The sequence below is a fragment of the Brevundimonas sp. Root1423 genome, from assembly GCF_001426805.1.
Genome location: NZ_LMFL01000023.1, coordinates 622,615 through 649,251 on the forward strand (window position 1 = coordinate 622,615; position 26,637 = coordinate 649,251).

General features: G+C 67.5%; 23 protein-coding genes, 1 tRNA gene and 4 pseudogenes. 9 read left to right on the forward strand and 19 right to left on the reverse strand.

Translation table 11 applies throughout. The annotated features are described in order from the left end of the window. Window positions 1-30 precede the first annotated feature (30 nt). The 4 genes and pseudogenes from ASD25_RS16370 to ASD25_RS33240 form a co-directional block, all read right to left on the reverse strand. Window positions 31-2,037, reverse strand: coding sequence for a response regulator (locus tag ASD25_RS16370; protein WP_056618931.1), 2,007 nt, complete (start codon window positions 2,035-2,037; stop codon window positions 31-33). Beyond that, window positions 2,037-4,757 carry a response regulator gene (locus ASD25_RS32065; RefSeq protein WP_235562756.1) on the reverse strand — a complete coding sequence of 907 codons (2,721 nt, stop codon included), beginning with the start codon at window positions 4,755-4,757 and terminating at the stop codon, window positions 2,037-2,039. The genes ASD25_RS16370 and ASD25_RS32065 overlap by 1 nt, the downstream gene beginning before the upstream one ends. Before the next feature lie 17 nt (window positions 4,758-4,774). Beyond that, on the reverse strand, window positions 4,775-7,120 hold a 2,346-nt coding region (locus tag ASD25_RS32070; protein ID WP_235562757.1), incomplete at its 5' end, for a HAMP domain-containing protein. A 1-nt stretch (window position 7,121) separates the two neighbouring features. Beyond that, a pseudogene (locus tag ASD25_RS33240) lies at window positions 7,122-7,891 on the reverse strand (HAMP domain-containing protein); the annotation flags it as partial. Window positions 7,892-8,160: 269 nt separating this feature from the next. Between ASD25_RS33240 and ASD25_RS16380 the strand changes: the two are divergent. The 5 genes from ASD25_RS16380 to ASD25_RS16400 all read left to right on the forward strand — a co-directional run bounded on the left by ASD25_RS16380 (window position 8,161) and on the right by ASD25_RS16400 (window position 10,802). Then, window positions 8,161-8,529 (forward strand): hypothetical protein, encoded by a 369-nt coding sequence (locus ASD25_RS16380; RefSeq protein WP_156389343.1) that lies wholly within the window; start codon window positions 8,161-8,163, stop codon window positions 8,527-8,529. Beyond that, the gene (locus tag ASD25_RS16385) at window positions 8,526-8,798 is read left to right on the forward strand and encodes a DUF5985 family protein (protein WP_200943640.1); all 273 of its coding nucleotides are present in this window, start codon (window positions 8,526-8,528) and stop codon (window positions 8,796-8,798) included. The genes ASD25_RS16380 and ASD25_RS16385 overlap by 4 nt, the downstream gene beginning before the upstream one ends. Continuing rightward, entirely contained in the window at window positions 8,795-9,073 is a 279-nt protein-coding gene (locus tag ASD25_RS16390; protein WP_156389344.1) for a DUF5985 family protein, read from the forward strand. Before ASD25_RS16385 ends, ASD25_RS16390 begins: the two co-directional genes overlap by 4 nt. A 54-nt stretch (window positions 9,074-9,127) precedes the next feature. Then, window positions 9,128-10,303 (forward strand): DNA cytosine methyltransferase, encoded by a 1,176-nt coding sequence (locus ASD25_RS16395; RefSeq protein ID WP_056618938.1) that lies wholly within the window; start codon window positions 9,128-9,130, stop codon window positions 10,301-10,303. A 61-nt stretch (window positions 10,304-10,364) separates the two neighbouring features. After that, window positions 10,365-10,802, forward strand: a complete 438-nt coding sequence (locus tag ASD25_RS16400) for a surface-adhesin E family protein (protein ID WP_156389345.1) — start codon at window positions 10,365-10,367, stop codon at window positions 10,800-10,802. A 3-nt stretch (window positions 10,803-10,805) separates the two neighbouring features. Here ASD25_RS16400 and ASD25_RS16405 read toward each other — a convergent pair whose 3' ends face one another. After that, on the reverse strand, window positions 10,806-13,346 hold the full coding sequence (locus ASD25_RS16405; RefSeq protein ID WP_056618945.1) for a DNA gyrase subunit B: 2,541 nt from the start codon (window positions 13,344-13,346) through the stop codon (window positions 10,806-10,808). 314 nt (window positions 13,347-13,660) lie between these two features. Between ASD25_RS16405 and ASD25_RS16410 the strand changes: the two genes are divergently transcribed. Further along, window positions 13,661-15,037 carry a serine hydrolase gene (locus tag ASD25_RS16410; RefSeq protein WP_056618948.1) on the forward strand — a complete coding sequence of 459 codons (1,377 nt, stop codon included), beginning with the start codon at window positions 13,661-13,663 and terminating at the stop codon, window positions 15,035-15,037. 6 nt (window positions 15,038-15,043) lie between these two features. Here the strand turns inward: ASD25_RS16410 and recF are convergent, their stop codons facing one another. Continuing rightward, on the reverse strand, window positions 15,044-16,174 hold the full coding sequence (gene recF, locus ASD25_RS16415; protein ID WP_156389346.1) for a DNA replication/repair protein RecF: 1,131 nt from the start codon (window positions 16,172-16,174) through the stop codon (window positions 15,044-15,046). A 144-nt stretch (window positions 16,175-16,318) separates the two neighbouring features. Between recF and ASD25_RS16420 the strand changes: the two genes are divergently transcribed. Next, the gene (locus ASD25_RS16420; protein ID WP_056618954.1) at window positions 16,319-16,771 is read left to right on the forward strand and encodes a hypothetical protein; all 453 of its coding nucleotides are present in this window, start codon (window positions 16,319-16,321) and stop codon (window positions 16,769-16,771) included. On the opposite strand, the gene dnaN is transcribed toward ASD25_RS16420, so the two are convergent. From dnaN to ASD25_RS16480, 13 genes and pseudogenes are all read right to left on the reverse strand, one after another. Further along, window positions 16,768-17,886, reverse strand: a complete 1,119-nt coding sequence (gene dnaN, locus ASD25_RS16425) for a DNA polymerase III subunit beta (RefSeq protein ID WP_056618957.1) — start codon at window positions 17,884-17,886, stop codon at window positions 16,768-16,770. The two genes, ASD25_RS16420 and dnaN, sit on opposite strands and share 4 nt — an antisense overlap. A 118-nt stretch (window positions 17,887-18,004) precedes the next feature. Next, on the reverse strand, window positions 18,005-18,163 hold a 159-nt coding region (locus ASD25_RS32840; RefSeq protein WP_304439658.1), incomplete at its 5' end, for a helix-turn-helix domain-containing protein. 1 nt (window position 18,164) lies between these two features. Then, window positions 18,165-18,628 (reverse strand): annotated as a pseudogene (locus ASD25_RS32080) (helix-turn-helix domain-containing protein); the annotation flags it as partial. A 1-nt stretch (window position 18,629) separates the two neighbouring features. Beyond that, window positions 18,630-19,691, reverse strand: a pseudogene (locus ASD25_RS16435) (DnaA ATPase domain-containing protein); the annotation flags it as partial. A 441-nt stretch (window positions 19,692-20,132) separates the two neighbouring features. Next, on the reverse strand, window positions 20,133-20,375 hold a 243-nt coding region (gene rpsT / locus ASD25_RS16440; RefSeq protein ID WP_235562758.1), incomplete at its 5' end, for a 30S ribosomal protein S20. Window position 20,376: 1 nt separating this feature from the next. Further along, a pseudogene (gene rpsT / locus ASD25_RS29540) lies at window positions 20,377-20,583 on the reverse strand (30S ribosomal protein S20); the annotation flags it as partial. Between the two features lie 221 nt (window positions 20,584-20,804). Next, complete coding sequence (locus ASD25_RS16450) at window positions 20,805-20,990, reverse strand: hypothetical protein (RefSeq protein ID WP_056618968.1); 186 nt, start codon at window positions 20,988-20,990, stop codon at window positions 20,805-20,807. Between the two features lie 25 nt (window positions 20,991-21,015). Continuing rightward, the gene (locus ASD25_RS16455) at window positions 21,016-21,813 is read right to left on the reverse strand and encodes an enoyl-CoA hydratase-related protein (protein WP_056618971.1); all 798 of its coding nucleotides are present in this window, start codon (window positions 21,811-21,813) and stop codon (window positions 21,016-21,018) included. 139 nt (window positions 21,814-21,952) lie between these two features. After that, a complete protein-coding gene (locus ASD25_RS16460) occupies window positions 21,953-22,402 on the reverse strand; it encodes a hypothetical protein (protein WP_056618973.1) in 450 nt (149 codons plus the stop codon). Between the two features lie 74 nt (window positions 22,403-22,476). Continuing rightward, a complete protein-coding gene (locus ASD25_RS16465; protein ID WP_056618976.1) occupies window positions 22,477-23,190 on the reverse strand; it encodes a hypothetical protein in 714 nt (237 codons plus the stop codon). Between the two features lie 79 nt (window positions 23,191-23,269). After that, window positions 23,270-23,794, reverse strand: a complete 525-nt coding sequence (locus tag ASD25_RS16470; RefSeq protein WP_056618979.1) for a DUF1697 domain-containing protein — start codon at window positions 23,792-23,794, stop codon at window positions 23,270-23,272. Between the two features lie 4 nt (window positions 23,795-23,798). Further along, window positions 23,799-24,662 carry a bifunctional DNA-formamidopyrimidine glycosylase/DNA-(apurinic or apyrimidinic site) lyase gene (gene mutM / locus ASD25_RS16475; RefSeq protein ID WP_056618981.1) on the reverse strand — a complete coding sequence of 288 codons (864 nt, stop codon included), beginning with the start codon at window positions 24,660-24,662 and terminating at the stop codon, window positions 23,799-23,801. Then, complete coding sequence (locus ASD25_RS16480) at window positions 24,662-25,951, reverse strand: hypothetical protein (protein WP_056619255.1); 1,290 nt, start codon at window positions 25,949-25,951, stop codon at window positions 24,662-24,664. Before ASD25_RS16480 ends, mutM begins: the two co-directional genes overlap by 1 nt. A gap of 161 nt (window positions 25,952-26,112) precedes the next feature. Between ASD25_RS16480 and ASD25_RS16485 the strand changes: the two genes are divergently transcribed. Both ASD25_RS16485 and ASD25_RS16490 read left to right on the forward strand, forming a co-directional pair. Continuing rightward, window positions 26,113-26,189 (forward strand) — tRNA-Arg (locus ASD25_RS16485). A 31-nt stretch (window positions 26,190-26,220) separates the two neighbouring features. Continuing rightward, window positions 26,221-26,625: an acyl-CoA thioesterase gene (locus tag ASD25_RS16490; protein ID WP_056618984.1), complete on the forward strand. Its 405-nt coding sequence runs from the start codon at window positions 26,221-26,223 to the stop codon at window positions 26,623-26,625. Window positions 26,626-26,637: the final 12 nt, after the last annotated feature.

Sequence of the window (26,637 nt, forward strand, 5' to 3'; positions counted from 1 at the left end):
ACGAGGCCGTCAGCCCAATTCAGACCCGTCTCACTTCGCCTCGGCCATGACCGGAGCGCCGAGCACCGCGCGCAGCCGGGTCGCCAGCTCTGCGCATTGGTAGGGTTTGTCGATCAGCGGGAAGTCGTGCTGCATCTGGTTGCCGGTTTCGCCGAGATAGCCTGACGTCAGAAGCACCTTGAGCTCCGGACGCCTCTCCTGCGCCTTCTGCGCCAGCTCGATGCCGTTCATGCCGCCCGGCATGATCACGTCCGAGAACAGCAGGTCATAGTCGGAATCGCTGTCCAGCCGGTGCAGGGCCCCGCCCGCGTCCGAGGCGACGTCGCAGCGGTAGCCCAGGCTGGTCAGCATATCGAGGCACAGGCTGAGGACCGCCGGATCGTCCTCGACGATCAGCACCCGTTCCGAACCGGCCTCGACCTCGCTCGCCTCGATCTCGACCTCGGGAGCGGCAGGCGCTTCGTCGGTAAGCGGCAGCATCAGTTCGAAGACGGCGCCCTCGCCGGGTGTCGCCGATACGTCGATGCGACCGCCCGACTGGCTGACAAAACCATAGACCTGCGACAGGCCCAGGCCCGTGCCGCGACCGACTTCCTTGGTGGTGTAGAAGGGTTCGAAGACGCGCTGTGCGACGTCCTCGGCCATGCCCGGCCCCGTGTCGCGGACAAGAATCCGGGCCATGGGATGCGCCTCGTCCTCCGTCACGTTGGACGTGGTCACCACCAGCTGGCCTTCGCCCTCCATGGCGTCGCGCGCATTGACCGCCAGGTTCAGCAAGGCGGTTTCCAGATGGGTGGGGTCGATCGAGGCGTGCAAGGGGCCTTTGGACAGCTCCAGCGAGATGGTGACGCCCTCTCCCACCGCCTGCTGAACCAGCGGCGTGAAGTCCCGGATCAGGGCGTTCAGGTCGATCACCTGCGGGTTCAGTTGCTGCCTGCGGGAGAAGGCCAGCAGCTGACGGGTCAGGGTCTGCCCCCGCTCGGCCGCCGCTCGGATGGCGGACAGTTGTCGGGTGATGCGCGGCTCTTTCTCGCCCAGCCGGCGCAGCAGGATATCTGCATTGCCGAGCACGACGGTCAGCAGGTTGTTGAAGTCGTGCGCCACGCCGCCGGTCAGCTGGCCCACCGCCTCCATCTTGCGCGCCTGCGCCAGATGTTCTTCCAGCTGACGACGATCCGTAACGTCGAGGAGCGTGCCGAGAATCTCGCCGCCGCCGCCGTTGGCGTCCGGGACCCAGACGCCCTGATCGAGGAAGGTCCGGTAGGTTCCGTCCGAACATTGCCAGCGGTATTCGCACGCGTAGGCCCCGCTGATGGAGGCCTGCATCAGGCAGTTGGCGACCTTCTCGGCGTCCTCGGGATGGATACGGCCCAGCCCGATCTCGGGCTCTTCAACGAAGCGGCTGGCGGGGAAACCCGTCAGCGGCATGATGCTGTCGCTGACGAACAGGGCCGGATACGGATGGACATTGGCCCGCGAGGTGAAAACCACCGGCAGGGATTTCAGGATGGTGTCCTGACGTTCCCGCGCCTCGCGCAGCGCCAGTTCAGCGGCCAGCTTCTCCTCGCTGATGCGGGCGTTCGCCTCGAGCAGGGCATGCTGTTCCTCGGCCTGCCGGCGCACCTCCAGCGTCTTGAGGTGCAGCTCGACCAGGATGGCGACCTTGGAGCGCAGGATAAAGGGATCGACAGGCTTGAACACCACATCGACGGCGCCGGCCGTATAGGCCTGGAAGATGTGCGCCTCGTCGCGGAACACAGCGGTGACGAAGACGATCGGCGTGTCGCGCGTGCGCGGATGCTCGCGGATCAGCTTGGCGGTCTCGTAGCCGTCCATGCCGGGCATATGCAGGTCCAGCAGGATGACCGCGAACTCCTGATGCAACAGCAGGCGCAGCGCCTCCTCGCCCGAGCGGGCGATGACCAGTTCATGACCCAGCACCTCCAGCGCCTCGCGCGCGGCGAAGGCGTTGCGCTCATCGTCATCGACGATAAGGACGCGGGCGGTCAGGGGCTTCGGCTTGGTGCGACGACCCATCAGACGGCCGCCGGTTCGGGCAGCGCGGCCTGTTCGGAGACGGTGAGGCGGCCGGCGTCGGCGCGCTGGATCGACACCCGCATGACCGAGATCAGATAGTCGATATCGACCGGCTTGGAGACATAGTCCGAGGCGCCGGCCTGGATGCATTTCTGACGGTCGCCCTTCATCGCCTTGGCGGTCACGGCGATGATCGGGATGCGGGCGAACCGGGGCAGGGCCCGGATCTCGCGCATGGTCTCGTAGCCATCCATGTCGGGCATCATGATGTCGACGAGGATCAGGTCAGTCTCCGGATGCTGGGCCAGCAGGTCGAGGCCCGCGCGGCCGCTTTCCGCATAGAGCAGGTCGACCCCGAACTCCTCCAGGGCGCTGGCCATGGAGAAGATGTTCCGGATGTCGTCGTCGATGACCAGCGCGGTGCGCCCGGTCAGGATGGCGTCCTCCTTGCGGGTCTGGGCCAGGGTGGTGCGGGCGGTTTCCGACAGCTTGTCCGTCGGCTCGTGCAGCAGCAGGGTGGCCTGCTCCAGCAGCTGTTCGGGCGTGCGGGCCAGACGGGCGTGGCCGGCGAAGACGGCCAGCCGCAGACGCCGCTCGTCCAGCGACGACAGGGTGTCGCCGGCGTAGACCACGGCGGGACGGTCGGCGACCTTCAGCCAGTCGACCAGCTCGGGTATCGGCGCCGCCGAGACGTCGACGATCAGGCTGTCGGCCGGCTTCATCTTCGCCTTGGTCAGACCCTTGAGCGCATCGACACGGACGACCGAACCGAAGGCGGATTTCAGCAGCGCCTGCGCCTCGCCCGCGGGCCCGACCAGGATCAGCCGGCGGTTGGCGGCCGAGACGAATTTCTTCACCTCGTCCAGGCTGGCCACAACGCCCTCCCGGTCGATCGGCTTCGGCGTGAAACCGAAGGCGCCGATCGACAGGCCGAGACCGGCCTGATCGTGGGCCGAGATCACATGCACCGGAATGTGCCGCGTCTCGGGCGTGCGCTTCAGCAGGTCCAGCAGGGCCAGACCGTCCATGTCGGGCAGGCCGACATCCAGCATGATCGCCTGCGGTCCGTAGCGGCGGGCAAGTGAGGCCGCGGCCACGCCTTCGTGGGTGATGACGCCCTTGAAACCGCTGTCGCGCACGAGCGCCAGAAGGATGGCTCCGAAGCGTGGGTCGTCCTCGACGATCAGGATGACAGGGTCGCCCGGCGAGACCGTGTCGCGGTCGTCGGCGATGATCTCGACGGCTTCGATCTCCTCCTCTTCCGAGGCGGTGCGAACGGTGACGGCGCGCGAGGCCTCACGGGCCGTCGGCCCGGCGACCGCGGTTGCGGGGGTGAAGTTCAGCGGCAGGTACAGGGTGAAGGTCGAGCCCTGATCGGGCTCGCTCTCGACCTTCAGCTCACCGCCGAGGGTGCGGGTGATTTCACGGCTGATCGACAGGCCCAGACCCGTGCCGCCGTATTTGCGGCTGGTGGTGCCGTCGGCCTGCTGGAAGGCCTCGAAGATGATCCGCTGCTTGTCTTCCGGAATACCGATGCCGCTGTCCTGCACCGAGAAGGCGAGGACCTGACCGGCCTTGTTGAGGTGCTCGTTGCCGGGGCTCCAGCCCTCGGCGACGCGGTCGACGCGCAGCCGCACCGAGCCGCTCTCGGTGAATTTGAAGGCGTTCGACAGCAGGTTCTTGATGATCTGCAGCAGCCGCTTGTCGTCGGTGTACATCGACGGCGGCAGATCCGGATCGATGTCGATCGAGAAGTCCAGTTTCTTGTCCTGGGCGATCTGGGCGAAGGTGCGCTGCATCTGGTCGCGCAGGGATTCCAGCGCCATCTCGCCGATGTCGAGGGTGACGGTGCCGGACTCGATCTTGGACAGGTCGAGGATGTCGTTGATCAGCCCCAGCAGGTCCGAACCGGCGGCGTGGATGTTCTTTGAGAACTCGACCTGTTTGCCGGTCAGGTTCCCCTGGGTGTTCTCGCTGAGCATCTTGGACAGTATCAGCAGGCTGTTCAGCGGCGTGCGCAGTTCGTGGCTCATGTTGGCCAGGAATTCCGACTTGTATTTCGATGTCAGGGCCAGCTGTTCGGCCTTTTCCTCGAGCGCGAAACGGGCCTGTTCCACCTCGCGGTTCTTGGCTTCCACCTGCTGGTTCTGGGCAGACAGCAGGACCGCCTTGTCCTCCAGTTCGGCGTTGGATTGCTGCAACTCCTCCTGCTTGGCGCGCAGCAGTTCCTCGGACTGGCGCAGCGAGGCGGCCTGCTGCTCCAGCCGGTCGTTGGTGGATTTCAGCTCGTCCTGTTGAGCCTGAAGTTCGGCGGTCAGCAGCTGCGACTGCGACAGCAGCCCCTCGGTGCGCATGTTGGCGGCGATGGTGCTGAGCACGATGCCGACCGATTCCATCAGCTGGCTGAGGAAGGACTGGTGGGTTTCCGAGAACTCGCCAAACGTGGCCAGTTCGATCACCGCCTTGACCTCGCCCTCGAACAGGGCCGGCAGGATGATGATGTTCAACGGGGCGGACGCCCCCAGACCCGAGCCGATCTGGACGTAGTCTTGGGGCACGTTGGTCAGAAGGATTCGCTCCTTCTCCTTGGCGCACTGCCCGATCAGGCTCTGGCCCAGACGGAAGGTCGGCGACAGGTCCTCGCGCTCGGTCGCGGCGTAGGCGGCGGCCAGAACCAGTATGGGGTCGTCGTTGGCGTCCTTGTCGGAGACGTAGAACACCGCGTGCTGGGCGTTGATCAGCGGCGCCAGTTCTTCAGGTTCCGGATCATCTCGTTGATGTTGTCCTTCAGCGCCGCCACCTCGCCGGAGGCCTCGACGGTGATGGAGCGGGTCAGCTCGCCCTTGGTCACGGCGGTCGACACCTCGGCGATGGCGCGGACCTGTGTGGTCAGGTTGCCGGCCAGCTGGTTCACGTTGTCGGTTAGGTCGCGCCACAGGCCGGCGGCGCCGGGCACCCTCGCCTGCCCGCCCAGCTTGCCCTCGATGCCCACCTCGCGGGCCACGTTGGTCACCTGATCGGCGAAGATGGCGAGCGTCTCGATCATGCCGTTGATGGTGTCGGCCAGCGAGGCGATCTCGCCCTTGGCGTCCACGGTCAGCTTGCGCTTCAGGTCGCCGTTGGCCACGGCGGTCACGACGTCGGCGATGCCGCGCACCTGACCCGTCAGGTTGGCGGCCATGGAGTTCACATTGTCGGTCAGGTCCTTCCAGGTGCCGCCAACGCCTTCCACGCGCGCCTGACCGCCCAGCTTGCCCTCGGTGCCGACCTCCTTGGCCACGCGGGTCACTTCGGATGCGAAGGCGTTCAGCTGGTCCACCATGACGTTGATGGTGTTCTTCAGCTCGAGGATTTCGCCCTTCACGTCCACGGTGATCTTCTTGGACAGATCGCCCTTGGCCACCGCGGTCGTCACCTCGGCGATGTTCCGGACCTGACCGGTCAGGTTGCCGGCCATGAAGTTCACATTGTCGGTCAGATCCTTCCACGTACCCGCGACGCCCTTCACGTTCGCCTGACCGCCCAGCTTGCCTTCCGTACCCACTTCACGCGCCACCCGGGTCACTTCCGAGGCGAAGGCGTTCAGCTGGTCCACCATGGTGTTGATGGTCGATTTCAGCTCGAGAATTTCACCCTTCACGTCGACGGTGATCTTCTTCGACAGGTCGCCGTTGGCCACGGCGGTGGTCACCTCGGCGATGTTCCGCACCTGACCGGTCAGGTTGTCGGCCATCAGGTTCACATTGTCGGTGAGGTCTTTCCAGGTGCCGGTCACGCCGGTCACCTGCGCCTGACCGCCCAGATTGCCCTCGGTGCCCACTTCACGGGCCACGCGGGTCACTTCCGAGGCGAAGGCGTTCAGCTGGTCCACCATGACGTTGATGGTGGATTTCAGCTCGAGGATTTCGCCCTTCACGTCCACGGTGATCTTCTTGGACAGGTCGCCGTTGGCCACGGCGGTGGTCACCTCGGCGATGTTCCGCACCTGACCCGTCAGGTTGGCGGCCATGAAGTTCACGTTGTCGGTGAGGTCCTTCCAGGCGCCGCCGACGCCCTTCACGTTCGCCTGACCGCCCAGCTTGCCCTCGGTGCCCACTTCACGGGCCACGCGCGACACTTCCGAGGCGAAGGAGTTCAGTTGGTCCACCATGACGTTGATGGTCGATTTCAGCTCGAGGATCTCGCCCTTCACGTCGACGGTGATCTTCTTCGAAAGGTCGCCGTTGGCCACGGCCGTGGTCACTTCGGCGATGTTCCGCACCTGACCCGTCAGGTTGTCGGCCATCAGGTTCACATTGTCGGTCAGGTCCTTCCAGGCGCCCGTAACGCCCTCCACTTGGGCCTGACCGCCCAGCTTGCCGTCCGTGCCCACTTCCTTGGCCACGCGGGTCACTTCCGAGGCGAACGCGTTTAACTGGTCCACCATGACGTTGATGGTGTCCTTCAGCTCCAGCACCTCGCCGCGCACCTGCACGGTGATCTTCTTGGACAGGTCGCCCTTGGCCACGGCGGTGGTCACTTCGGCGATGTTCCGCACCTGACCCGTCAGGTTGTCAGCCATCAGGTTCACGTTGTCGGTCAGGTCCTTCCACGTGCCGCCGACGCCTTCCACGCGCGCCTGACCGCCCAGTTTCCCTTCCGTGCCCACTTCACGCGCCACGCGGGTCACTTCCGAGGCGAAGGCGTTCAGCTGGTCCACCATGGTGTTGATGGTCGATTTCAGCTCGAGGATTTCACCCTTCACGTCCACGGTGATCTTCTTGGACAGGTCGCCCTTGGCCACGGCCGTGGTCACTTCGGCGATGTTCCGCACCTGACCCGTCAGGTTGGCGGCCATGAAGTTCACGTTGTCGGTCAGATCCTTCCAGGTCCCGGCCACGCCCTTCACGTTCGCCTGGCCGCCCAGCTTGCCTTCCGTACCCACCTCGCGGGCCATCCGGGTCACTTCCGAGGCGAAGGAGTTCAGCTGGTCCACCATGGTGTTGATGGTGTTCTTCAGCTCCAGCACCTCGCCCTTCACGTCCACGGTGATCTTGCGGGCGCGTCGTCGTGTGACGTCTCGGGCGCGCCCGAAACCCGGGGGNTCGCGGGCCATCCGGGTCACTTCCGAGGCGAAGGAGTTCAGCTGGTCCACCATGGTGTTGATGGTGTTCTTCAGCTCCAGCACCTCGCCCTTCACGTCCACGGTGATCTTGCGGCTCAGGTCGCCGTTGGCCACGGCGGTGGTCACCTCGGCGATGTTCCGCACCTGACCCGTCAGGTTGGCGGCCATGAAGTTCACGTTGTCGGTCAGGTCTTTCCAGGTGCCGGCCACGCCCTTCACGTTCGCCTGACCGCCCAGCTTGCCCTCGGTGCCCACTTCCCGCGCCACGCGGGTCACTTCGGAAGCGAACGAGCCCAGCTGGCCCACCATGGTGTTCACGACCCGGCCGATGCGCAGGAACTCGCCGCGCAGGGGCTGCTCCTCATTCTCGAGGTCCATGGTCTGCGACAGGTCGCCCTTGGCCACGGCGCCGATCACGCGCGCCATTTCGGCGGTGGGGTGGACCATGTCGGCGATCAGGGTGTTGACGGCGTCGACGCTGTCGGCCCACGCCCCGGTGGCGGACGGCACGCGCGCGCGGTTGTTGATCTTGCCCTGACGGCCCACGGCCTCGCCGAGGCGGCTGAACTCACGGCTCATCCGGTCGTTCAGTTCGACGACGTCGTTGAAGGCCTCGGCCAGCTCGCCGTCCATCCCCGTCAGGCCGCCTGGCAGCCGGACCGAGAAATCGCCCCTGCGGAACGCCCTCAGGGCCGTAAGAAGCTGGCGGTTGTCGAGGGTGGGCTCAACGACGGTGGCAAGTGACATCATTCACCTTCAGCTCAGAAGCAAGCGCTTCGAAGGTTCCGCCGTTCGTCTGTCAGGAAGGAGGCGCCCCGCTTTCGCGCTCGCCATGCCCCCCGGCCACGCCCGTACGTTCCCCCGAACCAACTCCAGAAAACCGTGAAGATTGCGAAGAGTTCCGACCATCACGAAGATATTTTGTCATTGCCAACCGGAATTCAGCGACTAGCTTCCCGCGCCATGCACACGAAGCCAGATCGGGCGTTCGGGGCGTGAGCGCGGCAGGGCAAGGCGGCGTGGATCCTGAGTTGGCGGCCTTCATCGAGGCGGCCATTCCATCTGTGTGGGCGCTCGAGGCCCTGATCCTTCTTAAACGGAACCCGGACCTCGCCTGGGCGACCAACGATCTGGTCGCGGAAATGCGCGCCAGCACGACGCTGGTGACCGACTGCATACGCGTCCTGCAACGCGCCGGCCTGGTCATCGAACAGTCGGGCTCGGTCCAGTATGCGCCCGCATCGCCGGCGCTGGCCGCCCTCGCAGACGCATTGCAGGGCGCCTATCGCGAGCGGCCCGTCGCGGTCGTAAACAGGATCACGGCGCGCCGGTCGGACCCGTTGAAGGGTTTCGCCGACTCGTTCCGGCTGGGAGGGTGGAAGGCATGACGGAGTGGATGCCACAGCTCGTCTACGGACTTTGCGTGCTGACCAGTGCGATCTGCGCCGTGCTGCTTGTGCGATCCTGGCGGCGGTCGCGGCAGCCCCTGCTGCTGTGGAGCGGGTGCTGCTTCACCCTGCTGGCGGCCAACAACCTCTTGCTCTTCCTCGACCGGCTGGTTCTGCATGACGTTGATCTGGGACCGGCGCGCGTCGGGACTGCGCTCCTCGGGGTCGGCGTCCTTCTGTACGGCTTCATCTGGGAGGTCGATCGATGAGCGCGATGGCGTTGGCCAACGGCGCGGTGATCATGGGTCATGTCATCGCGGCGCTTTTCTTTCTCAAATTCTGGCGCCGCACGGGCGACCGGCTGTTCCTCGCCTTCGCCGCGGCCTTTCTCCTCATGGGCATGGTGCCGCTTCTGACCAACCTGATGCAGGTGCCGCGCGAGGAACAGAGCCCCTTCTATCTGCTCCGCCTCGCCGCCTTCCTGATCATCATCTGCGCCATCGTCGGCAAATCCCGGTCCCGGAAGGAGCCGCCGGTCGAATAGCCGGCTCCGCGCCTTTCAGTGGACTTGCAGGCGCCGGGGCGTCAGCGTCGGGACATGATCGAATCGCCCGCTCAACCGTCCGAAGACAGGCGGCCCGGCTTCTACGAATTCTTCGCCGGCGGCGGCATGGTCCGGGCCGGGCTGGGCGAGGGCTGGGGCTGCCTGTTCGCAAACGACATCGATGCGGCCAAGGGTCAGGCCTACTGCGCCAACTGGGGCGAGGACGATTTTCACCTCGGCGACATCGGCGCCGTGATGGCCCGTGATCTGCCTGGATCGGCGGATCTGATGTGGGGCTCCTTCCCGTGCCAGGACCTGTCGCTGGCAGGTGCGGGCGCCGGTCTCGGCGGACGCCGGTCGGGGACCTTCCACGCCTTCTGGGACGTGGCCCGGGGTCTGGCGGCGGAGGGGCGCGCGCCGGCCATCGTGGCGGTCGAGAACGTGTGCGGCACGCTGACATCGCGAGGCGGGCGGGATTTCGAGGTCGTCTGCCAGACCTATGTCGACGCCGGCTATCGCTGGGGCGCCCTGATCATCAACGCCGACCGGTTTCTTCCCCAGTCGCGGCCGCGCCTGTTCGTGATCGGCGTCCGGGGCGATCTGACGCCGCCGTTCGGCCTCACAGCCCCCGGGCCGCTTGAACCGTTTCATCCCGCCGCCCTGCGCCGCGCCGTCGACCGCCTGCCGGAATCGCTGCGCGCCCGGATGGTCTGGTGGCGGCTGCCTGAGCCGGAGGCGCAGCCTGCGGATCTGGCTGCGGTCATTGGCGACGACACGGCCGACGCGCCTTGGAGCCCGCCCGAACGGACGGCGCGGCTGCTGGCGCTCATGGCGCCGGTTCACTTGGCCAAGGTCGAGCAGGCCCGCCGCGCCAGCGTCCGGCGCGTCGGGGCCCTGTACCGCCGGACACGGCAAGGCGCCGACGGAGGCAAGCTGCAGCGCGCCGAAGTGCGGTTCGACATCGCCGGCTGCCTGCGCACCCCGGCCGGAGGCTCCAGCCGCCAGACGGTGCTGATCATCGACCGGGGGGAGGTGCGGTCGCGTCTGATGTCGGCGCGCGAAACAGCGCGGCTTATGGGGCTGTCCGACAACTACCGGCTGCCGGCGTCCAACAGCGCCGCATATCGGTTGACGGGAGACGGCGTCGCCGTGCCCGTGGTGCGGCATCTGGCGGAATGGCTGTTTGAGCCGATCCTCGAGGCGGCGGCCCGGACGCGCCGCGCAGCCTGATCCCCCTTGCCAAAGCCATCCAGCGGCGCATCATAGGGTGCAGGGGTCTGGGGAGATCGTCGTGAAATATCTTGTACTAAGCCTTGCCGTTCTGGCGGCCGGAGCGGTGACTCCGGCGGCCGCCGAGAGCTGGCATCCCTTCTCGCGCAGTCCGAACAACGTCTTCATGGCCGACGTCGACAGCATCGTCGCCAACGGAAACGTCACCTCGGTTCGCGTCGTCACCGCGCCCCGGCGAGGCGAGCCGGGCGACTACAGCCACTCGATCGAGACGTATGAGCTTCAGTGCGCCACCGGGAAATGGCGCACCGCCGGCGTGGTCGAATACGGTCCGGACGGCGCAGAGACCGAACGCTATCCCGAAGAGGGCGCGGCGTGGGAAGACGTGCGTCCGAACACCTCGCCGGAATTCCTCACCAAGATCGTCTGCGAGGGCACGCGCGCCCAGCCGCCGGTCTGGGCGACGATCAAGGCCTTCGTCGACGCCGGCCGGCCGTAGCCGTCAGGCGTCGACCGCAGCGTCCAGCGCATTGGCCTGGATGAACTCGCGGCGCGGCTCGACCACGTCGCCCATCAGTTTGGCGAACAGGTCCGACGCGTCTTCCTGATGCTCGACCTGCACCTTCAGCAGGGTGCGGGCGTTCACGTCGAGCGTGGTCTCCCACAGCTGTTCGGGGTTCATCTCGCCCAGACCCTTGTAGCGCTGGATGGCGATGCCCTTTTTGCCGGCGTCGAGAACCGCTTCCAGCAGGTCCAGCGGACCGCGGATGGTGACGGTCTTGTCCTTGCGGCGGAAGACGGCCGGCTTGTCGAACAGGCCCTCGAAAGCGGCCGAACGTTCGGCCAGACGGCGGGCGTCCAGCGAGCGGATCAGGGCCTCTTCCAGCACGATGCGTTCGGTCACGGCGCGGCGCACGCGTTCGAAGGCCACAGCCCCCTGGGCGCCCGGCGAGCCGGTCCAGTCGCCGTCGCCTTCCTCGGCATACAGGTTCAGGCGGGCGGCGGCCTTGGCCGGATCGGCGCTGGCCTCGTCGAACAGACCGGCCAGGGCCGCCTGTTCGATGGCGAAGGTCGGCGCGCGCTGGCTCAGGCGGTCAACGCCGGCCTTGAAGGCCTTGGCCTCGCGCACCAGCGACTGCAGGTCCATACCGGTGCGGCGCTCGCCGGTCGGCAGGTCCAGTTCGGCCTCTGACGACCCTTCCTCAATGAGGTAGGCGTCCATTTCGGACTGATCCTTGAGGTAGCGGGACTGCTTGCCCTTGGCGACCTTGTAGAGCGGCGGCTGGGCGATGTAGACGTGCCCGCGCTCGATCAGCTCCGGCATCTGGCGATAGAAGAAGGTCAGCAGCAGGGTCCGGATGTGGGCGCCGTCGACGTCGGCGTCGGCCATCAGGATAATCTTGTGATAGCGCAGCTTGTCGGCGTTGAAGTCGTCAAGCAGGGTCCGGATGTGGGCGCCGTCGACGTCGGCGTCGGCCATCAGGATAATCTTGTGATAGCGCAGCTTGTCGGCGTTGAAGTCGTCACGGCCGATGCCGGTGCCCAGAGCCAGGATCAGCGTCCCGATCAGTTCCGAAGACAGCATGCGGTCGAAGCGGGCGCGTTCCACGTTCAGGATCTTGCCGCGCAGGGGCAGGACGGCCTGGTTCTCGCGGTTGCGGGCCTGTTTGGCCGAACCGCCGGCGGAATCGCCCTCGACGATGAACAGTTCGGACTTGGCCGGATCGCGCTCCTGACAGTCGGCCAGCTTGCCGGGCAGGGAGCTGATTTCCATCGCCGTCTTGCGGCGGGTCAGGTCGCGGGCCTTGCGTGCGGCCTCGCGGGCGGCGGCAGCCTCGATGATCTTGGCGACGACCTGTTTGGCCTCGACCGGATGCTCCTCGAACCAGGTCGACAGGCCTTCCGAGCACAGGGCCTCGACGGCCGGGCGCACCTCTGACGAGACCAGCTTGTCCTTGGTCTGGGAGCTGAATTTCGGGTCCGGAACCTTGACCGACAGGACGCAGGTCAGGCCTTCGCGGGCGTCCTCGCCCGAGACCGAAACCTTCTCCTTCTTCGCGGCGCCGGCGGCGTCGATATAGCCGCCCATGACGCGCGTCAGCGAAGCGCGGAAGGCCGAAAGGTGGGTGCCTCCATCCCGCTGGGGGATGTTGTTGGTGAAGCACAGCATGGTCTCGTGGTAGCTGTCGTTCCACCACAGGGCGAGATCGAGCTCGATCCCCTCCTTCTTGCCGCGGATGACGATGACGTCCTTGAGGATCGGCGTCTTGGACTTGTCCAGGTGGCGCACGAAGGCCTCGACCCCGCCCTCGTAGTGCAGGATTTCCTCGAATTTCTCGGCGTGGCGGTCATCGCGCAGCTTGATGACCACGCCCGAGTTCAGGAAGGCCAGCTCGCGCAGGCGGTGTTCCAGCGTCTTCAGGTCAAAGTCGATGTGGGCGAAGGTCGTGACCGACGGATAGAAGGTGACCTCGGTGCCCGACAGGGGCTGGCCGGCGCGTTCGCCGCTCTCGCGCATGGGGGCATCGCCGGTGACCCGCAGGCTTTCGACCGTGTCGCCGCGCGCGAACTTCATCTCGTGGCGTTTGCCGTTGCGGTAGATGACCAGCTTCAGCCAGTCCGACAAAGCGTTGACGACCGAGACGCCGACGCCGTGCAGGCCGCCCGAGACCTTGTAGGAATTCTGGTCGAACTTACCGCCCGCGTGCAGCTGGGTCATGATGACCTCGGCCGCCGAGACGCCTTCGCCCTCATGGATGTCGGTGGGGATGCCGCGGCCGTTGTCGGTCACGGTGACCGAGCCGTCGGCGTTCAGGATGACCTGGACCAGGTCGGCGTGGCCGGCCAGGGCCTCGTCGATGGCGTTGTCGACCACCTCATAGACCATGTGGTGCAGGCCCGAGCCGTCGTCGGTGTCGCCGATGTACATGCCGGGCCGTTTGCGGACCGCGTCCAGGCCCTTGAGGACCTTGATGGAATCGGCGCCGTAGGCGGCCTCTTCGGCGGTGTCTTCGTTACGCGCGGTCGGGGTCTGGTCAGTCATATATTCGGTCGGTGAAACGCCCTCTGGGAGGGCCTCTGAAGGCGGCGGCGGCGCCGCCTTGAACGGACGGTTTTCAGGACGCGAATCCGATCCGCGCCGATGCCCGCAACATATAGGGATTCAGGGCGAAATTGCGAGGAAAAGCGACGCTGGAAATGGCTGCACGCGCGCCGCCACAGGGTGCTGGATTCGCCGCCCCGTGGGGAGGCCTGGCGGCAGCGCCCCATTCGTCGAAGCTTCGTCGCATTGCAGGGAATTCACTGGGCTCAAACGGCCCGGCTTCCTAGCGTCGCGGCGCCTTCCCGGAGCACGCCATGATCCACCGCGCCCTGCCCGTCGCCCTCCTTATCGCCGCCCTCGCCAGCCCCGCCGCCGCCGACCCCGTCGACGACCTCATGCGCAGCTATATGGAGGCCAGCCACATCCCGGGCGCAGCGGTGGCCGTGGTCGACGACGGCGGCGTTGAAAAGCTGGAAGCGTATGGGATCGCTGATCTCGCGCAGGGGCGGGAGGTGACGCCCGACACGCCTTTCCAGCTGGCCTCCGCCTCCAAGATTTTCACCGGGGTGATCCTGATGCGCCTGTCCGAACAGGGCGTCATCCGGCTGGACGATTCCGTCACCCTCTATCTTCCGGAAGCTCCGGAGACCTGGAAGCCGGTGACCCTGCGCCAGCTGGCCAGCCATATGTCAGGCATGCCGGAGCGTCTGGGTCTCCCACCGTCCGCGACGGCGCAGGAAGTGGCGCAGGCGGCAATGACCCGACCGCTGGCCTATGAACCGGGCAGCGAGAGCCGATACGGCTTCACCGACTTCATCGTCCTTACCGCCGCACTGGAGAAGGCGACCGGGCTCCCGTTCGCCGACCTGCTCAGGCGCGAGATCACCACGCCGCTCGGCCTGACCAACACCGGCTTCACTTTCGCGACGCAAGGGGCCCCGGCGGCCCCATCCCAGGTCCGGGGCGAGACCCTGATCTACGACTGGCGCGACGGCGTGCAGCAGAACGACACCTTCCTGTACGCGCCTCAGGGCTATGCAGCAGGCGGCCTCTACAGTTCGGCGCGGGATCTGGCGAAGCTGTTCGTCGCCATCGACGCCGGCGAGTTCCTGTCGGCCGAAAGCTTCGCCGCCCTGACCACGGCCGCGCCCCTGAACGACGGGAGACCCGGCGGATTCGCTATCGGCTGGACGGCGAACACCTATCGCGGCGAGCCGGTCTTCGGGCACAGCGGCGGTCCCGCGCTGGCGGACATTCTGCATGTTCCGTCGAAGCGCCTGACCCTGATCGCCCTGACCAACCAGAGGCGCTTTTTCCCGCTGCTGGCCCAATCGATCGCGGACACCGAGCTGCCGGCCATCGCGCCGCGTCCGCCAACTCCGGACAGCCGGCCGGAGCTGACCTCCGCGGTCGCGGCCGCATTGACCTCAGCCGGCGCAGGAACGCTGGACAAGGCGCTGTTCACGATGGAAGGCGACGCGTCGCACGGGTTCCTCTCCGACTTCGGGCGCGCCCTCCTGACCGCCGTCGGGCCGCTTCAAGGCCTTGATCTGCTGTCGGAAGCGTCCGCCGGAGACAGCGTCCGTCGCAGCTACCGCGCGCGCTTCGCCAACCGCGAAATGGTCTGGATCGTCCGCTTTGACGCCGACGGGCTCTTCGCCGAACTGCGCCCCGGCGGCGAGAACGACTGAGACGCGCTACTCGATTTCGAACCCGCCGTCGGCCACCCGCACGAACTGCGCCCGGCCCCTCAGCGGCGCGAACAGCTCGGCCTCCGTCCCGGTCATGAAGGCCTGAAGGCCGAGCGCCTCGATCTCGTCGAAGAGGGCGGCGCGGCGGGCCGTGTCGAGGTGGGCGGGGGCCTCGTCGAGCAGGAGGACCGGGGGCGCGCTGTCGCCCGCCAGCCGCGCGATCTGGGCGAGGATCAGGTTCAGGACCAACGCCTTCTGCTCGCCCGAGGAGCCCTCGGCGGCGGGGCGGTTCTTCTCGCGGTGCAGGGCCGTCAGGTCGGAACGATGCGGGCCGTACAGCGATCGGCCGGCGGCGGCGTCGCGGGCGCGGGAGCGGACCATGCCGTCGCGGATCACCGCGGCGATGGCGGCCTCGTCGGCGCCCTCGGCGGCCTGCGTCTCCGCCTCGCCGGTGAGGCCGAGGTCGGCCTGTGGGAAGGGGCGGTCCGAACGGGCGTCGATGGCGGACTGGAGGGTTGTCAGGGCGGCGGCGCGGGCGTGGGCGGCGGCGGCCCCGGCCTCGCCCAGCCGGATCTCCAGCGCGTCGAGCCACAGGGGATCGGCGGCCCGGCCTTCAGCCCCCTCGGTCAACAGGCGCAGCCGCTCGCGCAGGGCCTTCTCATAGGCCGAGACCGAGGCGGCGTGGGCGGGCTGGGCGGCGAAGACCAGCCGGTCGAAGAAGCGCAGCCGCGCGGCGCGGGCGTCCGAGAACAGCCGGTCCTGTTCGGGTGTGGCCCAGACGGGTCGCAGGTGGTCGAGCAGCCGGCCGGGCTGGGCCGTCTCGCCGTCGATGCGGACGATGCGGCGGGCGGCGCCGGGGCTCTGGACGCCCGTGCCCAGTTTCGCCTCGCCGTCCCCGTCGGTCAGGACAGCCGCCACGGCCCATGCGCGGCCGGCCGCCTCGCCCGGTTCGCGCCGGCCCATCTCGGGCGCCGTGGCCCCGCGCAGCCCCTTGCCCGGCGTGAACAGGCTGAGCGCCTCCAGCAGATTCGTCTTGCCCGCCCCGTTCGGCCCGTGAAGCACCACCGACCCCGCCGCGATCGGCAGGGTGGCCGCTGCGTAGGAGCGGAAGTCGGTGAGGGTGAGGGAGGTGATCAAGGGATCATCCCTAACCCGCGTCGCCGTCCCCGTCATCTGAACGCGGCTCCTCGCGCGCTTCGACGAATACCGGTCGATCAGATGAATCAGGAAAGGACCGCCGTGTCAGGGTGGCTTCGTACGAGACGGGGGCCGGCGAGGGATATGGGAGACGCGTCTTCCGGCAGATGGGTATGGTGGCTTCTGGCCGCGGTGGCGGCAGCGTACCTGCTGGTCTATCGGGCGCCGATCGAGAACAGTCTCAAGCCCCGCCTTTCACCCCAAGGCGCCGTTCACGACGCGCTGGGCTCCGAAGTGCAGCTGGATAGCCCGGTTCGCATCCGGCCGCGATGGCTGGGCGAACCCGGACGGCGCATGGCCTTCAAACGGGTCGTCATCTGCGGCCGTGCCGTGTCACCCAACAGGACGACCCCGGTCGCCGTGGTCTATCCGCTGGGGCGAAGCTCGCGGGCGCCGTCGGTGGTCACGCCGGACAATCCCGACGGTTCACAGAACGAGGGCGCCTTCATCGGCCGGGCCGTGCTGGCGGAATGCGCCATGGCTTTGGGCCGGGCCTCCTCGGACGCGCGTAAAGCCCGCCAGGCCCCGGCGGCCTAGACCCGCAGCGGCATCAGCACATACTGCACGCCCGGATCGCCCGGATCGAGGACCAGTGTCGGGCTGGCCGGGTCGGCGAATTTGAAGTGCGCCGTCTCGCCGGTGATCTGGCCGGCGACGTCCAGCAGATAGCGGGCGTTGAAGCCGATCTCGAAGGGTTCTTCGGAATAGCCGATCTCGACCTCCTCGACTCCCTGCCCGGCTTCCATGTTGCGCACCGTCAGGGTCACGCGGTCCAGCTCGAAGGCCAGTTTCACCGACCGGCTCTTTTCGGCCGAGATGGTGGCGACGCGGTCGACCGCCTGGGCGAACAGGGCGTTGTCGATGTCGGCCTGTTTGTCGTTCCCCTTGGGGATGACGCGCATGTAGTCGGGGAAGGCGCCGTCGATCACCTTGGAGGTCAGGGACGCCTGGCCGAATTCGAAGCGGATCTTCTGCGGCGAGACCATGACCTCGACCGGGCCCGAGCCGTCGTCGAGCAGGCGGCGGACCTGATCGACCGTCTTGCGCGGAACGATCACGCCGGGGCCGCCGGCGGCCCCCTCGGGAGCAGGCGTCTCGGCCAAGGCCAGACGGTGGCCGTCGGTGGCCACGGCGCGCAGCAGCGGAATGCCGGCCTCGGCCACCGTGTGCAGGTACAGGCCGTTCAGATAGTAGCGCGTCTCCTCCGTCGAGACGGCGAAGCGGGTCTTGTCGATCAGCCGGGCGAGGTCTTCCTTGGGCAGGGAGAAGCGCGTGCCGGTCGTGTCCGTCGACATGACCGGGAAGTCGCCGGCCGGCAGGACCGGCAGGTTGAATTTCGAACGTCCGGCCTGGACCACCAGACGGGGATCGTCGCCGTTGTAGGACAGCGAGACCTCGGCGCCGTCGGGCAGTTTGCGGACGATTTCGTAAAGGGTGTGGGCGGGGGCGGTGATCTGCCCCTCGACGTTCACCTGGGCCTCGGCCTCGTCGACCATCTCCATGTCCAGATCCGTGGCCGCGAAGGCCAGCTTGTCGCGCCCGGCGCTGAGCAGGACGTTGGACAGGATCGGAATGGTGTTGCGTCGCTCGACGACGCTCTGAACGTGCCCGAGGGCCTTGAGGAGCGCGGATCGTTCGATGGTCAGTTGCATGTGGTCTCGCCCGGGGTGCGGCGACTCAAAGCGTCACCGCGACTGGAGGGCCTTGGACACTAGCGGATTGAGCGGGCGGAGCAACGGGGGACGGCGAAGCCGTCCCCGCTGTCCACAGTCAGCCCCTGAGTTTGCGTGTCAGTGTCTCGACGTCCCGCGCGATCTGGTCGTCCAGACCCATCAGCTCCTCGATCTTGCGCACGCCGTGCAGGACCGTGGTGTGGTCGCGCCCGCCGAAGCGGCGGCCGATGTCGGGATAGGAGCGGGTCGTGTGCTGNATCAGCTCCTCGATCTTGCGCACGCCGTGCAGGACCGTGGTGTGGTCGCGCCCGCCGAAGCGGCGGCCGATGTCGGGATAGGAGCGGGTCGTGTGCTGTTTGCACAGCCACATGGCGATCTGGCGCGGCCGGGCCACGGCGCGGGTGCGGCGTTCGCTGAGCAGGTCGGCCTGTTTGAGGCTGAAATGGTCGGCGACGGTCTTCTGGATCTCGTCGACGGTGATGCGGCGCTCGGGGCCGCCGCGCAGGGCGGACCCCAGCAACCCTTGCGTCTCGTCGACGGTCAGGGACGACAGGCGGGCGCCGGCGACGGCGGCCAGGGTGTTCACGGCGCCCTCAAGCTCGCGCATCGACCCTGGCGTGCGGTCGACCAGATGCTCCAGCACCTCGGCCTGGGCCTCGCCCGAGACGACGCCGAGCGCGGCGAGGCAGAGCACCGGCCGGTCCACCTCGCCCATCAGCCCNGTTCACGGCGCCCTCAAGCTCGCGCATCGACCCTGGCGTGCGGTCGACCAGATGCTCCAGCACCTCGGCCTGGGCCTCGCCCGAGACGACGCCGAGCGCGGCGAGGGCCTGCATGCGGTTGCGGGCGACGGCCAGCTTGAGCGCGCGGTCGGCGGGCTCCACCGGGCAGGTCAGGCCCGAGGCCAGATGGCTGCGCAGGCGCGGCTCGACCTCGGTCAGGGCCATCGGCGGGCGGTCGGCCGAGATGACGATCTTCTTGCCGTCCTCGATCAGGGCGGTCAGCGTCGAAAGCAGTTCTTCCTGGGTGCCGGCCTTGCCGCCGACGAACTGGACGTCGTCGATCAGCAACATGTCGGCGCCGCGCAGGCTGTCCTTGAAGGCGGCCATGGTGCGGTCCTGGGTGGCGCGCACGAAGGTCGACAGGAAGCGTTCGGCGGTCAGATAGACCACCTTCGCGTCCGGTCGGAGGCGCTGGGCCTCCCAGGCGATGGCGTTGAGCAGGTGGGTCTTGCCGTAGCCATAGGGGCCGCAGAAGAAGATCGGGTTGAAGTGGCCGTCGGCCCAGGCCGCAGCCTGACGCGCGATGGCCAGGGCGAAGGCGTTGCCCTGCCCCTCGATGAAGCTGTCGAAGGTCAGACGGTCCTGCAGGCCGGCGGCGCGCACGGCGCGGGCGCCGTCGGCGACGGGCGGCACCGTGGCCATGGGCATGGGAGCCAGCGGCACGACATTGGCGCCCTCGGCGCGGCCGGCGGCGACCTGCGAGGCCGACGGGGTCGAGCCCATCTCGGCGCGGCAGCGGACGTCCAGACGGCGGGACAGGCCGTCCAGGCCCAGCCACAGCTCGTTCATGCGGCGCAGGGCGTTCTTGCGCACCCAGTCGCGGGCGTAGGCGGTCGGGGTGACCAGGATCAGCTGGCCCGATCCGTCGGCGCGGACGGCCGAAGGGGCGATATAGGAGCTGAAGGGCCCCTCGCCGATTTCAGTGCGAAGACGGCCCGCCGCCTCGGTCCAGATACGATCCGGATCCGTCATCCCCGCCATTCCCGCGCTCCCCGTAAACATCAGCCACCCGTTCGGTCCATCACCGCTGACGACCTTCGAGACAGCCTGAAACCCGGGACGACTTCTCCTGTCCCGCGTGGCGATGGCGCCGCGCAGGTGGGGTCGAACTCTTGAACAGGCGTCTCACGCCGACACGAAAACAGGTTCCGCGCCGTCTTCATCCGTGTGGGGATGGAAGTGCGTCAGCCCCTCAAACTTACGCCCGGCGAGGGGGGCGTCAACGCTGATTCGCGACTCGATTTGCACTTAAAATTGTTGACTCCGCTAAAGCCAAACGCAGTCAACGAAAAACCGCATTTCGCCACAGACGGGAGAGCCAATTCACGTCGGGGCGGTTAGCCGAACACGTGCAAACGGCGAGGAAGCGTTAGCTTCCTCGCCGTTGATATCGTTGGCATTTACCATGACAGGCCCGTGAAAGGCCGTCAGCAGACCTCTATGTCAGGCAGCCGACATTTTCTTCAGCTGAGCGGCCAGACGGCCGACCTTGCGCGAGCCCGTGTTCTTGTGAACCACGCCCTTCGAGACGGCGCGCATCAGCTCGGATTGAGCCTCGACGAACGCGGTCTTGGCCGCACCGGCGTCGCCGCCCGTGACGGCTTCCTGGAACTTGCGCAGGAAGGTGCGGACACGCGTACGGCGCGCCTTGTTCACTTCGGTGCGGGCAGCGATCTTGCGGATCGCNCGCCGCCAGATGAGACTCATAGACGGCGCGCATCAGCTCGGATTGAGCCTCGACGAACGCGGTCTTGGCCGCACCGGCGTCGCCGCCCGTGACGGCTTCCTGGAACTTGCGCAGGAAGGTGCGGACACGCGTACGGCGCGCCTTGTTCACTTCGGTGCGGGCAGCGATCTTGCGGATCGCTTTCTTGGCGCCGGCATTGTTGGCCATCAGTCAAACCTTACGAACGGAAACGCCGCGGAGCACGGTCCACGGCGGGGAAATCTCGAAGAGCGCGCGGCTATAGCGGAAAGGGCTCAGGGGGTCAACGCGAGTCTGGCCGGACGTTTCGGTCACGCCGGCGGAGCCGTCAGNCGGGGAAATCTCGAAGAGCGCGCGGCTATAGCGGAAAGGGCTCAGGGGGTCAACGCGAGTCTGGCCGGACGTTTCGGTCACGCCGGCGGAGCCGTCAGAGGCGGCGCGCCCGTCGACACGCCCACGCCGGTGCAGATCCCGCGGTTGGTGTCGATACTCCCGCCCGCCTCGCGACAGGCGTCGGCGTTGCGGTAGCTTCGCAAGGCCCAGCCGCCGCCGAAGCCGATGGCCAGAACCAGAATGACGCCGAGAAGCTTGAGCATGACAGATCTCCTGTCACCCCAACGCTCAGCGCCCGGTGAAGTTCGGCTTCCGCTTCTCCACGAAGGCCGCCATCCCCTCTTTCTGGTCCTCGAAGGCGAAGAGGCTGTGGAACAGGCGACGTTCGAACTGGACGCCCTGGGTCAGGGTCGTCTCCAGCGCGGCGTTGACCATTTCCTTGTTGGCCATGACGGCCAGCGGGCTTTGCGAGGCGATCTTCGCGGCGATCTTGCGGGTCTCGTCCAGCAGGGTCTCGTGCGGAACCACGCGGCTGGCAAGGCCGGCGCGCTCGGCCTCGGCGGCGTCCATCATCCGGGCGGTCAGGACCATGTCCATGGCCTTCGCCTTGCCGACCAGACGCGTCAGGCGCTGGGAGCCGCCGATGCCGGGGGCGACGCCGAGATTGATCTCGGGCTGGCCGAACTTCGCCTTGTCCGAGGCGACGATGAAGTCGCACAGCATGGCCAGTTCGCAGCCGCCGCCCAAGGCGAAGCCGTTGACTGCGGCGATGATCGGCTTGCGGAAGCGCGTGATGCGGTCATGGCCGAGGGCGAAGAAATTGCCCGTGTACATCTGGGCGTAGGTCTGGTCCGACATCTCCTTGATGTCGGCGCCGGCGGCGAAGGCCTTGTCGCCCGAGCCGGTCAGGATCAGGCAGCGCACGCTGTCGTCATGCTCGACCGCGTCGAGGAAGGCGGCCAGATCCCTGAACAGCTGCGAGTTGAGCGCGTTCAGCGCCTCGGGCCGGTTCAGGGTCACCACCGCATAGCCGTCGGCGTGGCGTTCGATGAGCAGGGTGGAATAGGTGTCCGCGGTGTCAGACATGGGAGCTCTCGGAGTGGCTGGTGGCTAGTGGCTAGTGGCTAGTGGCTAGCGGTTCGGGACGCAACGGCACCGCCGGGAATCCGTGTCGCGACCCACCGGCTGCACCAGCCACTAGCAACTAGCCACTAGTCACCCAGGCTCACCGCCGCGGGATCAGCGCCAGCGTCAGGGCGGCCCGCAACAGTTCGGCGATTACCACCATGGCCAGCAGGACGTTGGCGGCGATGACCTGCCCTTGCGCGCCCGACAGATCGAGGCTCCAGCCGAACAGCGAGGCGAAGGCGAGGACCGCCGCGGCGGCCAGCGCCATGACGACCAGCAGCATAAGGGCGACATGGCTGGCCTTGAGCGCCGCCTGCAGCGTGGGGCCTTCGTCCAGTTCGCGGGCGCGGCGGCGGAACAGCCATGCGATCAGGCCGGTCGCCACGGTCTCGGCGACGACAGTCACCGCCAGGGCGCCGAGGAACCACAGGGCGAGACCCCCGGTCTCGCCGCGCCGCGTCAGCTGTATGAAGTGGAAGAAGTAGGCGCCCCAGACGGCGAGGCCGACGACGAGGCTGATCCAGAGATGGGTGCGACGATGGGTCATGCGCCACTCTTACGTCTTCAGTCCGCCGGTGTCCGCATGAAGAGGCCGGGGCGGCCGAAGCCGCCCCGGGTCAATCAGAGGATAGGCGCGCGGTCGGTGAGGCTGTCCTCACGACGGACATCGTCAGGGCGATGGTCGTCGCGACGACCATCGACGGCCTTGTCGATCCAGCGATGATTGCGGCCGCCGTACAGGCCGCCGAAGATCGCGGCGATCGCGCCGATCAGCATGGTCAGGAAGCCCCACAGCGCCAGCATGGCGGTGGTGTCGGCGACCTCTTCGGCGACGGCGGGGGCTGAAGGCTGGACCACCACCGGGGCAACCAGTTCACCCTCGATCACGCGGCTGGCGGGGGCGATGTCGGTCACGACGCTGCGGCCGTCGCTGTCAGCGGCCTCGCCGCCCAGCAGGGCCGCCGCCCCGCCGGCGCCGGCCGCGCTGGCGATGGTGATGGCCAGCAGGAAGGCCAGGGCCCAGACGGCAAGGCCGTGCAGGGCGCCCTTGTGATGGTCAGCGTATTTGGCGGCGCGGGTGGCGACGGCGCCGCCGATGAACAGGGCGATGGCGTTGGCGAAGGCCATCCACATGCCCGCGGCGGCCGTGAAGCCCTCGGCGTCCCCGCCGCCGAACTCATAGGGATTGAAGGCCGAGGCGCCGAGCGCGACGCCCAGCAGATTCAGCATGGCGCCGACCGCGACGGCGACGATCCCGCCGGCGATCACGGCCGGCCAGGAAATCAGGGTGTGCAGCGGATGGCGAATGGGATCGGAAAAATGGGCGTCGGTCATGGGCTTCCCTCCAGGGTTATTACCTTGGGGCCACAACCACCTGGGAGCTCTGCGGTTCCGGCGGCCCCGGGGAAGATCCTCAGGCTGCGCTGGCCATCTCCGCCAGTTTGAGAACGGTGTTCCAGTTCCGGCCAGTGCCCATGCCCAACATCCGTGGCGTGGCCTTTTTGAAAATCCCGGACTCGCCCTGCCCGTTCGGGAACCAGAAATAGAGCACGCCATCCACCGCCTCGACCGCCTCGCCGCCTTCCGCCAAGGCGCGGCACGCTTCCACGGCGCCGTCCTTGATCTCTTCCTTCATCACCATGGCGATGACCTTGGCCGGATGGCTCGCGGCTTCTTTCGGGAAGGGGTTGGCCGCGATCAGCTTCGCCCACTGGTCGGGCGTGCGGACCATGGCCGCGACCTTTAGGCCGAACGTCTTCTCCATGGCGGCTTCCAGCGCCTCGGCCGCCTTGCCGCTCTCGACCACCAGATTGCCGCTGGCCGCGAGGGTCCGCGGGTTCTTCAGCCCCATGGCCTCGGCCATCTTCCGCTGCTCGCCGACCGGCGCGCGGACGCCGCCCGTGTTCATGCCGCGAAACAGGATGATGCGGTGGGTCATGGGCTCAGCGCTTCTGGCAGGACGGACAATAGAAGGTCGAGCGCCCGCCCTGGACGATGCGCTTGACCACCCCTGTGCAACCGTCGCCGAGGCAGGGCTTCCCCTCGCGGCCGTAGACGTCGAACCGATGCTGGAAATAACCCTGCCCGCCGTCGGCGTTGGCGAAATCCTTCAGCGTCGAGCCGCCCGCGGCGATGGCGTCGTTCAGCACGTCGCGGACCACCGCGGCGAGGGTCTCGAGGCGCGGCTTCGAGACCTTGCCCGCCGCGGTCAGGGGCGAGATGCGGGCGCGGAACAGGGCCTCGCAGACATAGATATTGCCCAGACCCGCGACGATGCGCTGGTCCAGCAGGCTGACCTTGATGTTCTGCTTCTTGCCGGCGAAAGCCTCGGCCAGATGGGCGCCCGAGAATCCGTTGCCCAGCGGTTCGGGACCCAGACCCGCGAACCACGGATGGGCGTCCACCTCGCCCGTCGGGATCAGGCCCATGAAGCCGAAGCGGCGGGCGTCCGCGAAGCCGAGCCGGGTCGTCGCCTTGCCCTTCACCGCGCACAGGCTGACGTGCTCATGCTTGCCCGCGATCGGGGCCGGTTCCTCGAATTCGCCCAGCTGTTCACCGTCCAGGGTGAAGCGGCCGGTCATGCCCAGATGGGTCACCCAGGTTTCGCCGGTCGACAGGGGCATCAGCAGATATTTGGCCCGGCGGTCGATCCGCTCGACCGTCGCCCCCTCCAGCCGGCCGGCGAACCGGTCGGGGAAGGGAAAGCGCAGGTCGGGCCGGTTCTGGCGCACGCGCGTCAGCCGCGCCCCGGTCAGGACCGGTTCAAGGCCGCGCCGGACGGTTTCGACCTCCGGAAGCTCTGGCACTAGGGCAGCAGGTCGACCGGCAGGATCTGGCTCGAGAGCAGGGTCTCCATGCCGTCCCAGCGGTTCGGTCCCTGCCGCTCGACCCAGGCCTGGACCACATCGCGGCCGAGGCCGTAGTTGATGATGTAGCTGCGGTAGGTGTCGATGAAGCGCAGCCGCTGGGCCGCCTTGGCCGGATCGGCGAGGCTGTATTTCGACAGGCGGGCGATCGTCTCCTCGCGGCCGACCCGTCCCGCCAGATAGTCGTCGGCGATGGTGTATTCGGCCCTCGCCAGACGGCGCTGCAGCGCGCCCAGCTGCGCCTTCTTCTCCGCCGTTGACGGATCGAGGCCGGCCAGCGGGAACAGCACCTCGCGCTCGAACACCGTGCCTTCGTCGCCCGGGAAGGCCAGGTCGATGCCGTAGTTGGCGCTGCCCTCGGCCACGAAGGACATCGGGCTGAACAGCGGATAGACGCTCATCTCGACCCAGTTGCGGTCGCGCACGAAGGTCTTCTCCAGCAGGGCGTTGTAGACGTGGTGGCCGGGGTAACCCTCGTGGCAGCCCAGGTCGATCGCCCGCTCGGTGTAGATGGGGAAGTCGGCGTTGATCTCGATCCGGCTGGCGGCGTCGCCGAGATAGTAGTTGTACCCCGACCATGGCTTGTCGCCGACGAAGCTGAGGGTGAACCGTTCATTGGCCGGCAGGTCGATGTGGCGGACGGTGCGGCGGCGACACTCGGCGATGGCGGCGTCCATCACCGGCTGCAGCCGGTCCTTCGGAATAACGTAATGAGCCTTGAAGGCCGTGACCCGGTCCGCCAGCGAGCCGGGGCCCGGCAGCAGGGCGCCGATCTCGGCCAGGACGGGATCGTAGCTCGACAGGGGCATGAGTTCGGGGCGGATGCCGAACAGGGCCTCGGCCTCGTCGGCGAAGCTCATCTTCTCGCCCGACAGCATGCGCAGGCGCGCCGACGCCGCCGAGACATGGGACAGCAGATATTTGCGGCGCTGGACCACGGCGGGCTCGACGCCCCGGGTCGGGACGGCGTTCAGTCGTTCGGTCAGGGTCGCGGCGCCCTGGATCAGCTGGGGCACGGTGCGGGGACTGGCCTTCGCCGCCTCCTGCCAGGCGGCCGGACCGTAGTAGGCGTCGACATAGCCGGGCTCGCGCTCGCCGATCTCGAGGATCAGGGCGACATAGTCCCGGGCGATGGCGTCCAGATTGTCGCCGGTCGGATCGGCCGCCGGCGTCGGCGCCGTGGCGCAGGCGCCCACCAGCATCAGCAGTCCAAGCAGAAAGGCGCGCATCGGAACCTCCATCGGCGAAGCGGCCGCACGCTAGATCACGATGCGTCGGGCCGGAACCGGAAAAGCGTCGCGAACGGCTTTGGTTCGCAGGCGCGCGCATTCGGGATTGAGGGCGGCGCGGTCCTGCTGTAAGGCCCTTCGTCCGGCGTTTCGCCGCCGACGCACCCGTAGCTCAGCTGGATAGAGTACTGCCCTCCGAAGGCAGGGGTCAGAGGTTCGAATCCTCTCGGGTGCGCCATTTTCTCCTGCCCTCAGGCCCGGAGCTCCCCGTGACCGACGCCCTGCCGACCCAGCCGATCGGCCAGCCCGTCGGGCGGGTTATCGCCATGCCGGCGGACACCAATCCCGAAGGCGACATCTTTGGCGGCTGGTTGCTGGCGCAGATGGATCTGGCCGGCGCGACGCCCGCTTTCGAGCTGGCGCGGGGCCGGTGCGTGACCATCGCCCTGGACGCCATGGTGTTCCACAGCCCCGTCTCGGTCGGCGATGAAGTCTCGCTCTACGCCAAGGTCGTGAAGGTGGGGCGGACCTCGATCGGGGTGCACGTCGAGGCATGGAAACGGCCCCGGGATCAGGGCCAGGCCTCCTCGGTGCGGGTGACCGAGGGCGTCTTCACCTATGTGGCCATCGATCAGGACCGCAAGCCGCGCCCGTTGCCGCACCTGTCCGCATAACCTAGCGCGACG